At 38.2% G+C, this 16,570-nt stretch carries 10 protein-coding genes; 4 read left to right on the top strand and 6 right to left on the bottom strand.

Annotated features, from left to right (window positions below):
* Positions 1–8 precede the first annotated feature (8 nt).
* From betA to CA2015_RS23025, 6 genes are all read right to left on the bottom strand, one after another.
* Entirely contained in the window at positions 9–1,667 is a 1,659-nt protein-coding gene (gene betA / locus CA2015_RS23050; RefSeq protein WP_048644027.1) for a choline dehydrogenase, read from the bottom strand.
* A gap of 87 nt (positions 1,668–1,754) precedes the next feature.
* On the bottom strand, positions 1,755–2,882 hold the full coding sequence (locus CA2015_RS23045) for a PQQ-dependent sugar dehydrogenase (RefSeq protein WP_048644026.1): 1,128 nt from the start codon (positions 2,880–2,882) through the stop codon (positions 1,755–1,757).
* A gap of 86 nt (positions 2,883–2,968) precedes the next feature.
* Complete coding sequence (locus CA2015_RS23040) at positions 2,969–5,413, bottom strand: ligase-associated DNA damage response DEXH box helicase (protein WP_048644025.1); 2,445 nt, start codon at positions 5,411–5,413, stop codon at positions 2,969–2,971.
* Between the two features lie 554 nt (positions 5,414–5,967).
* Positions 5,968–6,309: a zinc ribbon domain-containing protein YjdM gene (locus CA2015_RS23035; RefSeq protein WP_048644024.1), complete on the bottom strand. Its 342-nt coding sequence runs from the start codon at positions 6,307–6,309 to the stop codon at positions 5,968–5,970.
* Positions 6,310–6,573: 264 nt separating this feature from the next.
* On the bottom strand, positions 6,574–7,668 hold the full coding sequence (locus CA2015_RS23030; RefSeq protein ID WP_048644716.1) for a PepSY-associated TM helix domain-containing protein: 1,095 nt from the start codon (positions 7,666–7,668) through the stop codon (positions 6,574–6,576).
* 468 nt (positions 7,669–8,136) lie between these two features.
* On the bottom strand, positions 8,137–9,138 hold the full coding sequence (locus CA2015_RS23025) for a 3-keto-disaccharide hydrolase (protein WP_048644023.1): 1,002 nt from the start codon (positions 9,136–9,138) through the stop codon (positions 8,137–8,139).
* A gap of 345 nt (positions 9,139–9,483) precedes the next feature.
* Between CA2015_RS23025 and CA2015_RS23020 the strand changes: the two genes are divergently transcribed.
* The 4 genes from CA2015_RS23020 (at position 9,484) to CA2015_RS23005 (ending at position 16,541) form a co-directional block, all read left to right on the top strand.
* A complete protein-coding gene (locus tag CA2015_RS23020; RefSeq protein WP_048644715.1) occupies positions 9,484–10,812 on the top strand; it encodes a Gfo/Idh/MocA family protein in 1,329 nt (442 codons plus the stop codon).
* Between the two features lie 473 nt (positions 10,813–11,285).
* Positions 11,286–11,855, top strand: coding sequence for an RNA polymerase sigma factor (locus CA2015_RS23015; protein ID WP_048644022.1), 570 nt, complete (start codon positions 11,286–11,288; stop codon positions 11,853–11,855).
* A 116-nt stretch (positions 11,856–11,971) separates the two neighbouring features.
* Positions 11,972–12,952 carry a FecR family protein gene (locus CA2015_RS23010; RefSeq protein WP_048644021.1) on the top strand — a complete coding sequence of 327 codons (981 nt, stop codon included), beginning with the start codon at positions 11,972–11,974 and terminating at the stop codon, positions 12,950–12,952.
* Between the two features lie 127 nt (positions 12,953–13,079).
* Positions 13,080–16,541, top strand: coding sequence for a SusC/RagA family TonB-linked outer membrane protein (locus CA2015_RS23005; RefSeq protein ID WP_048644020.1), 3,462 nt, complete (start codon positions 13,080–13,082; stop codon positions 16,539–16,541).
* Positions 16,542–16,570: the final 29 nt, after the last annotated feature.

Here is a 16,570-nt window from a genome sequence, read left to right as displayed (position 1 = left end):
AATGGTTTTTAGTTTTGTTCAGGATTGTGCTTGTAGTAAGGGACCTTTTGAGGAGGTTCAGGGCTATTGCCTAACAAAATGTCAGCAGCCTTTTCAGCAATCATTAGCACTGGTGCGTAAATATTTCCATTGGTAATATGGGGCATCACAGATGCATCCACAATGGAAAGGTTGTTAATACCATGAACTTTTAAGTTCGCATCTACCACAGACATGTCGTCATAACCCATCTTGGCAGTACAACTAGGGTGATAAGCACTTTCACCTTCTTTTGCTACAAAATCAAGTATTTCTTCATCGGTTTCAACCTTAGCTCCAGGGGATAATTCTTTCCCCCGCAACTCATCAAAAGCAGGTTGATTGATAAGATTTCTTGTACACCTGATCGCTTCTATCCATTCTTTTCTCTCTTGTTCTGTGGACAAGTAGTTGAATTTTATACTTGGGTATTTACCTGGATCGGTGGATTTTATTTTTACATGGCCTCTCACATCTGTATTCATTGGACCAACATGTAGTTGGAAACCATGCCCCTCGTTTGGAGCAGAGCCATCGTACCTAATCGCAATTGGAAGAAAGTGATACTGTAAATTGGGATAAGCTACCTCTTTATTTCCGCGGATAAATCCTCCTGCTTCAAAATGGTTGCTTGCACCCACACCAGTTCCTTTAAACAGCCACTCAAGTCCAATCTTGGGTTGGTTATAGAATTTTAAGGAAGGGTAGAGGCTAACAGGTTTTTTTGCGGCCCATTGTACATACACTTCCAGGTGATCTTGTAAGTTTTCACCCACACCTTTTAGGTCGGCTACTACAGGAATTCCTAATTTTTTTAGCTCATTGGCATTACCTATTCCGGAAAGTTGCAAGACCTGAGGGGTATTGATTGCTCCACCGCAGCAAATTACCTGTGCTCCGTAAGCCTGCTCATTTTTTCCATTTTTTAAATAATCTACTCCAATGGCAGTATTTCCTTCAAATAGGATTTTACTTACCGTTGACTTGAGATGTATGGTTAAGTTTTTACGGTCTTTTATAGGGTGCACATAGGCCCTTGCAGCATTCCACCTTTTCCCTTTATAAATGGTGGCGTCAAATTTCCCAAAACCTTCCTGTTGATACCCGTTGACATCGTCAGTGAGTGGGTATCCAGCTTCTTGAACGGATTCAAAAAATGCTTTAAATAGTGGGTTGTCGCACTTAGGAGTAGTTAGGTAAAGTGGACCTTTATCACCTCTGTAGGTGTCACCACCTATAAGTCGGTTTTCTAATCGTTTGAAGTAGGGGAGACAATGCTCAAAGCTCCAGTTTTCAAGTCCTTCTTCCCTGGCCCATTTTTCATAATCCATGGCATTGCCACGAATAAAGATCATCCCATTAATAACACTGGACCCTCCCAATACCTTTCCACGAGGTTGGAAAATCCTTCTATTGTGCATAAAAGGTTCAGGTTCTGATTCGTATCCCCAGTTGTAGAAATTGTTGGTTAGGGGATAAGTTAAAGCAGCAGGCATTTGAATTCGAAAATCCCAACCGTGGTCAGGTCTTCCAGCTTCTATAACAAGAACTTTATTAGAGGGGTCTTTACTTAATCTATTGGCCAGTACACTGCCTGCAGAACCTCCACCAATAATTATAAAATCATATTTTTCTTTGGACTTTTTCATGAAGGATTGTTGGCCTGCCAAAAAAAAGTAATTGCTGCTTTAAGTTAATTTTTAAGCAGCAATTACTATTGTTTGAACATGTATATTTTATTTTCCTTTTGGGACAATTTTAACTATCCCTTTTCCGTCTATTCCGGCGTAAATTATTCCGTCAGGACCCAGGACAACATTTCTAACTCGTCCTAAACCATCAATAACTTTTTCTCTTTTGGTAACCTTGTTGTTTTTAATTGTAAGTTTCTCTAAGTATCCAAACTTCAAAGAACCAACTAAAAAGTCTCCCTCCCAAGCTGGGTATTTGCTGTTTGAAATAAAGGCAAATCCACTTGGAGCAATAGAAGGCACCCAATAGTAAAGTGGTTGCTCCATGCCTGGTTTAGCTGTTTCTTCTGACAATATGCTTCCATCATAATTGATCCCGTAAGTGATTTCAGGCCAGCCAAAATTAGCCCCTTTTTTCACTATATTGATTTCGTCACCTCCTTTAGGACCATGTTCGTTTACCCATACAGCTCCAGTTTTTGGGTGTACAATCATACCTTGTGGATTTCTATGTCCAAATGAATAGATGGCTTTTTTTGCGCCAGATTCATTGTAAAAAGGATTGTCTTCAGGTACTCTTCCATCATCGTAAAGTCGATAAACTTTACCACCGTCTCGAGTGATATCCTGTGGGTTCTCAAATTTCGCTCCCCTTTCTCCTATGGAGAAATACAAGTAGCCTTCTTTATCAAAAGCGATTCTAGAACCATAATGCTGACCTGCTTCTGAATTTGGCGAGGCTTTATATAATCTCTCAAAATTAACCAATTGAGTACCATTCAATTGTCCACGTCCTATGGCAGTGTGTGCTCCTTTTTCAGGGCCTCTTGAAGATGCATAAGAAATATAAACGTATTTGTTGTTTTCAAAGTCAGGGTGTAAAACCACGTCAAGAAGTCCTCCTTGACCTTTTGCCCATATTTCAGGCAATCCCGTAATACTTGTTTTCTTTCCATTTTTGAAATGTACTAAATCTCCTGATTTCTCAGAGATAAGCATACTTCCATCAGGCAAAATCGCTAATCCCCAAGGGATATTGAAGCCATCGACTACTGTTTCTATATCATAAGCATTCCATTCTGGATCCGTAACTTCGGGGCCATTGGGAGGTGTTTGACCCATACAGGTCACATACGAACTGATCACCAAAAGGGTAAGTAATAATGATTTCATAAAGTATAAGTAAATAATGGAATAGGATAGATTTATTTTGGTATTTAAATGGCTAATTTAAATTTAAAAATGCTCCAAAACAAGTTTTAATCTAGCAGTTCAAATTGCAACCTTAGTATCCTGTCCGTTAGATTTTCAGAGCTAATGTTGTTTCGACTAAGCCTGTCCACCATTATGGGAAAGGCAAATGGACTTAATTTTTTAGTGTTGATAAGGTTGATTTCATGTTTGTTAATCCTCTCAATAACCTGAAAAAGCCTGTTTTTTTCCATCTGAATTTGCATGACTTCCTGCTGTGCTTGTTGTAGCAAGAGGTTGTCAGGATCGTAGCTTTCAAATACCCCATATATAATCCCTGAGCTTGCATGTAGATGTCTGGTAGGAACGCTTTTTCCTGGATAACCTTGAAAAACCAAACCCGCAATTGCAGCAATCTCCCTAAAACGCCTTTTACCCATTTCGCTTTCATTAATACTTGCAAAAATGTCATCCATCAAATTTTGCCTTCGAAACAAATCCCCTTCTAGACAATCTTCAATGGGAATTGGACTATCCGAGAGCAATTCAAATCCATAATCATTCATTGCAATGCTGAGGCTGATGGGATGACTTATGCTGATTCGGTAAGCCACTAGTGCCGCAAGAATCTCGTGGACAAACCTTCCCTCAAAAGGGTAAAAAAAGACGTGGTAGCCTTCTTTACTTTTGCATTTTTCTATTAATAATGATTGTTGATTTGGTACTTCAGAGAGGTTTTTTTGAAGTTGTAGGATAGGTAGTATGGTTTTCAATTCAATGGAATCAAGGTGATCATCTGAGGCATTTTGTAACTCCTGACGAATCATGTATGCCAGTCTTGATGAAAGAGGCATTCTTCCACCCATCCACCTTGGAATGGTTCCTGTTTTCTTTTTAGACTTTCTTACCAAAGCCTTCATTTCCTTTACCTTAATGAATTCGAGGTTTCTACCGGCAAACCAAAATGCATCCCCAGGTTTTAATTTGGTGATAAAACTTTCTTCTACAGAACCTATATAACCTCCTGTAATGAACTTGACTTGAATCATGGGATCACTTACAATTGTGCCAATAGAAAGCCTATGGCGCATGGCGATTTTTCTGTCCACTACTTGGTAAAGGCCTTCTTCAGAGATTTTTACCTTGGAGAACTCTTCATAACTTCCCAATGCTTTTCCTCCAACTGTTATGAATGCCAACATCCAATCAAATTTTTCTCTAGTAAGGTTTCGAAAGGAAAAACAACTTTTCATTAATAGATAGGCCTTTTCGGATTTAAACCCATCTCCTAATGCAAGGGTTACCAAAAATTGCACGCCTACATCGTAGCAGTCTTCCATGGGAATCTGGTCTTCGAATTCCCCTTTGTCTATGGCTTTCCTTAATGCACTTGCCTCTATTAATTCCAAAGAATGGGTAGGAACAAAGAATATTTTACTGGTAGCACCGGGTTCGTGGCCAGATCTACCTGCCCGTTGAACGAATCTGGTTACTCCCTTTGGCCCGCCAATTTGTATTACCGTATCCACGGGTCTGAAGTCAACCCCAAGATCTAAACTGCTTGTACATACCACAAGTTTTAATTTCTTTTCATGAAGGGCATTTTCCACCCACTCTCTTACTTGAGGATCCAGAGAACCATGGTGCATGGCCATTACACCTGCCCAGTCTGGCTTGGCTTCTAATATTTTTTGATACCAAATTTCTGTTTGGGCACGAGTATTTGTGAAGAGCAGCACAGTTTGGCTTTTTTCTATTATAGGAATGATTTTAGGAAGTAATTTTACTCCCAAATGTCCTGCCCAAGGGTATTTTTCCACCTCATCAGGTAATACTGAACTTACTTTGATCTTTTTCTTTAACTTACTTCTAACGATTAGGACAGGCGCTTGAGGACCTATCAATACTTGGTGTGCCTGAGATAGGTTACCAATGGTAGCTGAAATCCCCCAAACCTTTATAGATGTCTTGGCAATAGTCCTTAAGTAACTTATGGCCAGTTGAATTTGAACCCCACGTTTATTTGCTAATAATTCGTGCCATTCGTCTACTATTATTGCTTTCAGGTTTTGGAACAATAATCCATTACCTTTTTGTGCCATTAATAGATGAAGGCTTTCCGGAGTTGTAATCAAGCACTCTGGCATGGATCTTTTTTGCTGCTGTCTTTGGGCTGCAGATGTATCGCCATTTCGCACAGCCACCCTCCAAGCTAAGCCGGTCTCTGAACATACCTCCTTCATGGCTTGGGCAATGTCCTGTGCCAATGCCCTTAATGGTGTTACCCAAATTACTTGTAAACCGTTCTTTCTAGGCTTTTTCCAACTGTCGGGATACTGGTTGACATATTCCTGTAATACAGGTATCCACAGTGCCATTGTTTTCCCGCTACCTGTAGGGGCATTCAATAGACCACTTTCTCCTGCTAGATAATTTTTTAGGCAAGCTTTCTGGAAATCGTAGGGAGTTCTGTTTTTTAAGGAATACCAATCTTTTACCCATTCATTCTTCATATATCTTAACTCCTATAAGTGAAGCGCTATGCCTAATAATAAAAAAGGTTTTACCTAAACTAAGCAATATTCAGCAGTATATGTAATGTATGCCAAGCAAATTCAGGTAGCTCTTTTTTCTTCGGCTATAGAGTTGAAAATTTCGAAAAACACATCCAATTTTACAGTATTGTACCTTTTCTTTAAACCCACTTCAATTCTGCTTTGAAAACACAATTTGTTTGTGATTGTTTATTCTATTTCTAGTAAGTTTCTAGAGTAGAGAAAATTGGGCCAAAAAGATGCAACTACCAAAATAAGGTATTGGAAATAGAGTCAATTTAGTTTGGTATTGACAAAGTTAATGAGTCATAGGTTTTATTTTGCTCATTTTATATTACCCCCAAGTGTCAATAAAACAATTTCAAGGTTTTAAAAAAAAAATCTAATTAATTACCAATAATAAAATTATTGGCCTTTTAAGTTTATGAGCGAGCGGCATGATGTATCACCGCTCGCTCATAGACTTTTAATAAACGGATGTTCCTATAAGACCTTTCGTTAAATCAGCTTTTTTAACCTTTTTTTACAAACTCAGATTTTAAAGCCATTGACCCAAAACCTGCAATTTTACAATCGATATTATGGTCGCCATCTGTTAGTCGAATGTTTTTCACTTTTGTACCTGCTTTTATTGGTTGAGGGTAACCTTTTACGGGTAAATTCTTCAATACAATTACAGAATCTCCATCTACCAAAACATTGCCATTAGCATCTTTTACTTCTGTACCAGAATCTGTTGTTTCTGTTTCTTCGGGATTCCATTCATGTCCGCATTCAGGACAAGATAATAGTAGGCCTCCTGTAGAATAGGTAAACTTAGATTCACATTTTGGGCAAGGTGGGAATTCGGACATGATTTCATAAATTTGATTTTGGCGCAATTAAAGGATAATATTTCTATTTGTCCATGAATTTATTGTGAATTATTGAATTTTGTTTTAAGTCAAAATAGACGGATATCCTTCTGTTTCGTGAGGAAAAATTATTTAATTCAGTTGTTTATTCTGTTTTTTTCTTAAGGTAGTGTCTTAACGGATTCTTTACAAATAGCCTGAACTTAATTAGTTTATGTAAAGTTCGAATGAAACAGGGGGAGCCTATAGTTTAAGTTGAGTTTATCACTTTTTCTTGTTTTTCCCAAGCCAGAAAATAAATCCAGTTATAGGTAGGGAGGCACCTATAAGCGATGCTAAAAACACAAGCATTCTTCCTGGAAGTCCCAAAATGTCTCCTAAATGAACTCCATAGACCATGGCGTTAATAGTGTTGAAAGTGCTGTTTTCACTAGATAATCCATATAAAAATTTTCCTTGAATAGGGGCTCCGCTGTATTGATCATGATAAAAATGATTGATAGCATTTAACCCTTTATTGGGATCAATAACGGAAATATGGATGGCTTCTTTTTTGCCATGAGGAACATTAATTCTTACTTGAGAATTCGAAAATTCAGTATGGTATTTTTCAATCAGCATGTTTAAAATTTTGTTGGGATCTGAACCTTGATCGGTAGTTGGGATCAGAGAACTTGGGCTTTCATAGCTCATTTCATTTTCACCACTTATTTCTTTGGTTACATCTTTCACCACCTTAAAACCCCAAAAGAGTCCTGTGATAATGCTAAAAATAAGGATCCAAGTGGCATAAAATCCCAGAACATTGTGTAGATCATAATTTAACTTCTTTGGAGAAACGGACCATTTAATGCTGAATTTTTCTTTTTTTGGCCAGCCTCGTAGTGGCCACCACAATACCAGGCCAGAAATCAGCATTGGTAGCGCCAATAAGGTTACCCAATGAACAATTTCTCTACCTATGTCTCCAAGTAAAAGATTGCGATGTAAGTTTTTCAAATGGTTTAGCCATCCCTTTTTCATGTCTTGTAAGTGGATAAGCTCAGCCGTATATGGATTGATTTGGGCCAGGAAATAGGTGCCTGGAACATACAATAAAACCTCGATACTACTTTCTTGGTCGCGATAGAGTGCAGTGCGGAAATCGCCTTCCGGGAAGGCTTGTTGCATGGTGTTTCTTAATGTCGAAATATCAACAAAAGGTTTGTCTTGTTTCTCTACCTCGTGCTGATAAATTATCCGGCTTACTTCAGGTTCCCAAGTGTATAGTGCTCCGGAAAGTGCTATAATCGAGAATAGAAAACCTGTTCCCAAACCAATTATCAGGTGTATTTTAGCAAGGACTTTTCTAATGGACATGAATGAATAAAGTTTAAAATGATAGGGGTGATTTATTTTAAGCCAAGACATGCAAAAGCGACTTTGTCCTTCGTAGGTATAGGTTCATAATCCGTCAATCATTGCGGTTTTGGCAGAAGTCCCAGCAGTGTTGGGAAAACTGATTTTTTTGCGAATACATTACCTTATAACCTATTATCAGGAAAAGAAGGGTGAATTTCTTTGCAGAATAGGAGTTTAAAGCTTTGAATGTAAATATTTTTTTTTAGAATTCTGTTTTGGCATGGCTATTCTTTCGATTAAACCTGTGGTTTCAAAATGGAGGAACAGTTGACATAAATTTGCAAAAACAGGAAAGTATTTATTCGATTTTGCTCGTATTGAAGTATTTATTTCAGAAAAGCACAATGTTTAAATACAAAAACCACAGGAACAAGCCTGTGGTTTTTATTAGGTTAAATACCTTGGAAGTAAGTCGACTAATGCTGATTATTTTACAGGTGTCAATATGATATTTCGGTAACTTACATTCCCATGATCCCCTTGCAAATAGATAGGGCCAGCAGATAGTACATCAGCACTCATGGCTCCACCTGTAGGTCCCCAAGCAGGTTGGTTGTCAATGATTTTTTTACCATTTAATATTACCGTCACATGTCGGTCTACTAATGTGATATCCATTGTTTGCCATTCGCCTGCTGGTTTTTCTGCGGCTTGGCTAGGTTGTATACGACTGTACAATGCGCCCATGTTGTGCGAATCCAAGTCATTTCCATAGGAGTCTACCACCTGAATTTCATAGATTCCCCTTAGATAAACACCACTGTTATTTCCTTTGGGTACATTTACCTCCAGTTTGAGGTTGAAATCTTTGAATTCCTGCTTGGTACGGATGTTTCCATAAGATATGTGTTTACCATTTTCAGGTTGCACCGGATCGTTAACCAATATTCCATTTTCTACTTTGAAACCATTTTTTTGTTTGGGATTCATCAATTCCCAACCTGTTAGGTCTTTCTTATTGAACAAGGAAATGGGTTGCCCATAAACTACCTTTGAAAGGTCTGGTTTGGCTGGCATGGCAGGCATTGGGAACCCAGTGAAATTTGCCACATATTCTCCGTTTCTTCGTGGGCCTGACATGGTTCCTTTTAAAGTGTTTCCAGTCTTTTCTATTCTAAGGGTATTGGTAATGGTATGGCTTCGCTCATCACTTTTCTTTGAAATATTGGTTCTAGTGACTACGAGTGTGTTTTCATTTGCCAAATATACATTGGATACGGGCAGGACACTTCCACCAATCCATAGGAGCTCAGCATCTAAAAAACCCTGATCCTCATGCACATGAAGCCATCCGACTCCTCCTCCTTCAATTTCCAGACCCCACATGCCCAGAAAAGGATTGGCCAACTGATTGTTTGAAAGGGTATTGCCATGGCTGTGAACGACAATAAATAATAATAATAAAAATGAACTTATGACATTTTTCATTGCGTGTTAATTTTGAGTTGTTTCTTAAAGCTATTTTCCAATTTCAACATGGAAATATTGAAAGTAAATAATTATTTCTATTCTTGAACGATTTTTTCTCAATAAATACTTTTGCCTCTGCTTGATAGCAATGATACATTACTGTATTGGCCTATAAAAAATCCCAGAGAACAGTGCTGGGTACAGCATATATAATTGCCTCGAAAATCTAATGCTAATTGCTCTATATGTTCTTTTTCTCATGTGATTTTAGGTAAGAAGCTGTTTTTTTTGAATTCTAAAAAAAGAAATAATGGCATAGTTTACTTTAAATATTTATATTCAATTTGGAAAAAAATGAATAGTATGAAACAATCTAGAAGAGCATTTCTAAAAAACAGCACTTTGACAGTAGCAGGTTTAGGGATGATGCACTCAGCTTATTCCGGTTTACCCAATTTTTCGACCAATGATAAAATCAATATTGGCTTGATTGGGGCTAGAAGCAAAGGCTTTAATATTTTACACCACATGATGAAAACGGGCCAGGTAAACTGCCTTGGGATTTGTGATGTGGATCAGAATGTTCTGGAGAAAAGATTGGTAGATATAAAAGATGAATTTAAACAAACGCCGAAAGGTTATGGAGATTTTAGGCAATTGCTTGATAACCAAGAAATAGATGCTGTTATTATTGGTACTCCAGACCATTGGCATTGCTTGATTACGGTGTATGCCTGTCAGGCAGGTAAAGACGTATATGTGGAAAAACCCTTGGCAAACAGTATTGCTGAGTGTAATGTGATGGTGGCCGCAGCCAATAAATACAATAGGGTTGTGCAGGTTGGCCAACAGCAAAGAAGTGGTGAAGTATGGAATAGTGCCATGCAACACATCCATTCAGGAGGAATTGGAGAGATTAAGAAAGTGAATGTTTGGGCCAATTTCCCTTATGGTATGGGTTCAAGTAAAGTACCTAATCAGTCGGTTCCGGAAGGATTGGATTATGCGCTTTGGCAAGGTCCAGCAGAAAAAAGAGCTTATAACCCCAATCATGTGCATGGTAGTTGGAGGCATTTTTGGGATTATGGAGGAGGCTTGATGACTGATTGGGGAGTTCACTTGTTGGACATGGCACTTTGGGCTAAGAAAATAAGCCATGAACCCAAAACTGTGCTTGCTTCTGCTGCCAATTACAATATGGATACTTATTACCGTGAGACTTATGAAATGATGGATGTGAGTTACCCTATGGAGGATTATATGATTCATTGGTCGCATACGGCGGGAATACAAACAGGTCCCTATGACAAAGCCTATGGGGTGGAATTCGTAGGTGAAAAAGGTGTTCTTTTAGCAGATAGAGGTGATTGGAGTATTAGGCTAGGAGACAAAGGAGAAAGTGAAAAAGCCACGTTATTGGCCAAGGAAAAGTTTAACTTTAAAGGGAAGAGCGATATGGAAATTCATGTGCTGAATTTCTTAGACTGTGTAAGAAGTAGAGGTGTTACCAATTGCCCAATCGAAACAGGTAGAAATGTAGCTCTTTATGCTCATATGGGAAATATTGCGGCCAGGTCTGGTACCCAATATTTGAATTGGAATGAAGCCGCTGGTAAGTTTAATGGGAATAAGGTAGCAAATCAATTCATTGCACCCGAATACCATGGGGAATGGGAATTCCCAAAAGTGTAGTTTGCTGCTATACATGAAAATTACTTTTAGAAATTCTCCTTTTTTCTTAATGTAAATTAAACCCGAAATATGCAATAGACAATCTATTACGTGCTGAAATCGCTTTAAAATCAGCCACTTCGTTGCTGTTTTCAATTTCACCATAGCGGTGCTATGCTAAAATCTCCAAACAGCCTGATTTTATTGTGATTACACCACTTCCCGTAAACACGGAACAGGCTTCATCCCTGACTATTGTCAGGACGGAGAAATTCTTTTACATAATCCGGGTTAAAATTATTCTTAATAGTTAACTCTAAACCATAGCGAAGAGGTTGTAGTCTAATAGACCTGTATTTACTTCTTTATTTATATGATTATAAAATCTATCTCTTTGGTTTTACTTGTGTAGGTATTTTCTTCTGAATATCTTTATTTGGATTGTGCATTTTATTCTTTTAATTAGCGTATTGCTAGTTGAATAGACCCAAAAATTGACCAATATTAAAACCCATAGTGACCAAGAACTGCTACAGTTAATTAGGGAGCATCAAAATCATCGTGCTTTTGAGATGCTCTACCAGCGCCATTTTGATTCGGTATTTGGATATGTGTACAAGGTCATGCAAGACCGCGAGACATCCGAAGATGTGGTTCAAAACATTTTTATTTCCATATGGAAAAAACCACCAAACTTAAGTCATCCTACAGTACTATTTTACCTTATTGGTGCGGCAAGGAATCAAATTGCGAAAGAAATTCGAAAGAATAAATGGAGCAAAGAGCAGTTGGATTTCATTAAAAATACAAAGGGAATTTGCTCTACTGATGAATACCTTGAAGAAAGAGAGACCCGTAAGTTGTTAGAGAGCGGAATTCAAAAATTGCCTGCAAAATGTAGAAATGTGTTCACCCTCAGTAGGTTTAGTTATTTGAGCAACAAGCAGATTTCTGAAAAATTGGGGATTTCTGTTTTCACCGTGGAAAATCACATTAAAAGAGCATTGTACCTACTAAGGCAATCCTTGGAGTTTATAGTAATTTGCTTGGTCAGTTGGTGTTGATGCGATACCTTTTTTTTTACTTAAATTGCCTATTAAGGTCAAAACCCGCAAATAATTTAGCCTAAACAAAAAAAATAGATTTTTTTTCGGCTCCGACTAGCTGATCCTTCGGTGTTATGGTACTTCCCTATATAACCCTTTGGAGTTTTATGCAGTTGAAGCAATTAATTAAGTGGGCAAATAAATACAGGTCAGGGAAGTTAGATCCTGAAAGGAATGGTCAATTTGATTCTTTACTAGATGAATTGGCACATTTGGGTAAAGCTCCTTCCCAAAATGAAATAAATGCATCAAAATTAAACATTTGGAAAAAAATAGAATCCAAAGGGAAGCCAAAATCCGCAGGCAAGAGCGTATACTTGGTGGTTAGAAAATTTGCTGCCGTACTTTTATTTTTTGCTTTCATAGGCTTGGCCGTATGGGAAATGTCAAATTTACAAGCTGAAATCCCGATGCTAGTGAAGAGAACCGATCAAGGGATGCGATCAACCGTTACCTTATCAGATGGCAGTAAGGTGCGTTTAAATGAAAATAGTAGCCTTGAATTTCCAGAAACTTTTGCTAAAGAGTTGCGCGTAGTTCATTTGAATGGGGAAGCTTTTTTTGATATCAAGCCAAATCCTGAGAAACCCTTTAAAGTGGTTACGGAAACCTCAGAGGTAACTGTTTTAGGAACCTCCTTTAATGTGAATACACACTTTCAACCTGAGATCACAGTAACTAGCGGTAGGGTTAAAGTTGCCAATTTGAAATCCAATGAAGGGGTTGAACTAAATCCAGGGCAACAGGCCATTGTAAATACCGATCAAATCCAGGTGAATGAAGTGAACCCAGATTTCTTTATTGGTTGGCATACTAGAAAATTGGTATTTGAGGAGGAGACAGTGGCATCTGTTTTTTCAATTTTGGAGCGTGCATATGGTGTCAGTATTGAAGTGAATATGCCACAAAAAGAAATTGAATGTGTGATCACTGGAGCTTATACTGGAGAGCGGATAGAAACGATCTTACTGGGATTGCGGCACATTTTGGATTTTGAATACCAAACAGATATAAGTACCAAAACAATTAATATAGATCTTAAAAATTGTAAATAAATCTTAAAAGCCTATGTAATACTTTGCGAAAAAGAAAAGGATCCAGTAACTGCTGTAACAGTTCTGGATCCAGCTCAAAACACTCATCAATTAACTAACCCGAAAAGAATTTTAAGCATTTAAAATTATGGAAATTAATTTACTAAAACTATTGATCATGGTATCAAAGAGGCTTTTATATGCCTTCCTTGTACAGGTGATTGCAATGCAATTTCTAATGGCGACCACCTCGAAAAGCCAAAATTTAGAGGATGTTAGTCTAAGTATAAGCGTTCAATCGAATACTTTTAAAGAGGTGCTGGGACTAATCCAGGAAAAAACCCTTTTTAACTTTACCTACAATCAAAAAGTAGTCAAGGATAAGAATCGATTTACCTTTTCTTATGAAGAAAGCAATCTAAAAGAGGTACTTCAGCACCTGGCGCAGGTTACATCATTTGAGTTCAAAAGAGTAAACAATACAATTTATGTAAAGCCCGGTCTTGAATCTGAAAATAACGAAGGCAAAGTTTCTGAACTAGTTTCACCTGCACAGGATTCGGATAATGCATTTGTACCTATCAATGGAACTGTGGTAGATGAAAGTGGCAACCCTATCCCCGGAGCAACGGTAATTATTGATGGTACCACCACCGGTACTGTCACTGACATTGATGGGAAATTCTCATTGAATGCAGAGGCTGGGGCGGTGATAAAAATCTCCTTTATAGGTTATAAAAGCCAAACCTTCACTGTAGGTAATCAAACTACTTTTTCAATCACCTTGATGGATGATCAAGCTGCCTTGGAAGAGGTGGTAGTAGTAGGATATGGAACTCAGAAAAAAGAAGATGTTACAGGAGCTGTTTCATCTGTAAACCAGGAAGCGATCAAAAATCTTCCAGTTTCTTCCTTGGATCAGAAAATGGTGGGACAAGTTGCAGGTGTTCAAATCCAGCAAGTATCTGGTGCACCTGGAGCAGGTACTTCAGTTAAAATCAGAGGGAGTGGATCCTTGGGAGCAGGCAATGAACCGCTCTATGTAATCGACGGAATGCCTTATTCTTCGGGGATGAACCAAACCCTAAACCCTTTGATGTTTATAGACCCAAATAATATTGAGTCTATTACTATTCTAAAGGATGCTTCTTCTACGGCCATTTACGGTTCCAGAGGTGCCAATGGAGTAATAATGATTACTACCAAAAAAGGTGAGCTTGACCAGACAACCATTAATTTTTCTTCCATGGTAGGTGTTCAACAAGTACCACAGAAGGGTAGACCACAACTTTTAGATCAAAGAGAATTTGCCCAATTTCAACGCGATAGAATTGATATCGGAGTTAGGCAAACTGAAGGAAGAGAACCTACCTTGGCGGATTATCCTGAGGAATATAGGAATTTGGATGCCCTATCAGGTAAGGGAACAGACTGGTATGATCTTGTTTTACAGACAGCTAAAATTCAGGACCATAATTTTAGCATGCAAAAAGGAACCAAAGATTCTAGAATTAATTTTAGTTTAGGTTACTTCAAGCAAGAGGGGGTATTGAAACATACCGGCATAGAAAGATTCAGTAGTAACCTGGGTATTGAAAGTAATGTCACCAATAAACTTAAAATAGGAGCGTCTATTCAACCTACCTTTATCAAACAAGATAGGGCCAACACCAATCTAAATAGAAATGACATTTTGGGTGTGAGTATTTGGGCCAACCCAATTTCTACTCCATATGATGCCAATGGAAACATTAAGCCATATATTGTAGCACCTCAAAGTCGCTTTCACTCGGCTTGGAGTTTTGTTAATCCTTTGTTTGCCTTACAGGAAATGAAAATGCAACAAAACACCTTTCAAAACCTTGGATTGGCATTTGCTGAGTTGGAGATTCTGCCAAATTTAAGATTTAGGTCCTCCTTAAATACAATATTTGAAGTGTCGAAATATGAGCAGTACATACCAAGCTCTATTGGTGCATCTAACAGGCCTCCTACGCCAGGGACAGGCTCCTCTTATAATTCCAGAAGTAACAGCTTTGATTGGCTGATAGAGAATACAGTAAATTATGATTTAACCAGAGGAGACCATAGGATAAATGCTCTACTTGGATACACTACCCAAAAGTTTACTTCCAATAATATTTCATTAGGAGCAAGCCCTTTTCCAAATGACCTTATAACCACCATTAATGCGGCTCAAAGTATTGATAATTGGGGAGAAGCAATCAATGAGTGGAGCATGATTTCTTATTTGGGAAGGGTGAATTATGCGCTGAAAGACAAATACCTATTGACAGCTACTTTCCGTTCGGATGGGTCTTCAAGGTTTGGAAATCAAAACCGCTTTGCCTTGTTCCCCTCTATTGCTGCAGCATGGAGAGTTTCTGAGGAAGATTTTTTCCAAAATATCAACTGGGTGGATGAGTTTAAAATTCGAGGTAGTTATGGTAAAAGTGGAAACAATAATATAGGTAACTATGCGCACCTTGCTTCCATAAGTGCTGGATCTTATGTATTTGGTACCAATCAAGTTACCGCTTCTTCAGTAGGGCTTTCCAATCCTTTTTTGACATGGGAGGAATCCAATCAGTTTGATTTAGGACTGGATTTTCAATTCTTGGAAAGCAGACTTAGTCTATTGATAGACTTGTATCGTAGAGAAAGCAATAATATGTTGCTGAATGATGTTATTCCTACCATAACAGGTTTTAATTCTCAAACGATCAATCAGGGAAATGTAAGAAATATGGGGCTAGAAATTGCCTTGGGTGGCTCACCATATGTTGGGGAATTCAATTGGGATGTGAATGCCAATATTGCATTCAATAGAAACAAAGTGATGTCTCTTAATGACAATACAGTTAGAATTCTTGCAGGCAATAATGATGGAAATCCCACTCACGTTTCTGTAGTAGGAAAGCCAATTGGGCAGTTTTACGGATTTGTGTTGGAAGGTGTGTACACTCCTGAGGATATGGACAATCCTGATATTGTAAAAACACCTCAGGTTTACGAAGGAAATGTGAAATATAAAGATGTTAATGGAGACGGTTTGATCAATGATGTGTTGGATTATACCATTATTGGAAACCCACATCCAGATTTTATTTTTGGACTCACCAACAATTTTGCTTACAAAAATATTGACCTAGGCATAATAGTCAATGGGCAAAGTGGCGGTCAGGTTATGAATGGTTTGCGTCAAACCACAGATAATCTTCAGGGATTTTTCAATGTTGACAAAGACTGGGAAAATCGTTGGAGGAGTACAGAAAATCCTGGAGATGGGATTCATTCAGGTATTCCACAAGTAAGGCCTAGTTGGGGACACAGGGTGTCAAGTTTATGGGTAGAAGATGCTTCCTATGTGAGAATATCCAATCTTACTGTGGGCTATACCCTTCCAGGTAATTTTCTGGAGCGTTTGAAAGTGGTAAAAGGATCAAGGATCTACATGTCAGTTCAAAATCTGGCCATGTTTACCAATTATAAAGGTGCCAATCCTGAAGGGCAGGCAGCTAACCAAAACAATACCTTGGTTCCAGGATTTGACATGACGTCTTATCCACTTTCCAGAACCACATCGATAGGTATTAATTTATCTTTTTAAACGCATTTGTAATCGAAACCTGAGATTCA

Origin of the sequence: Cyclobacterium amurskyense (assembly GCF_001050135.1) — a bacterium.
Lineage (GTDB): Bacteria > Bacteroidota > Bacteroidia > Cytophagales > Cyclobacteriaceae > Cyclobacterium > Cyclobacterium amurskyense.
Note: the sequence above shows the minus strand (reverse complement) of the source record. Positions and strands in the feature narration are given on the sequence as shown.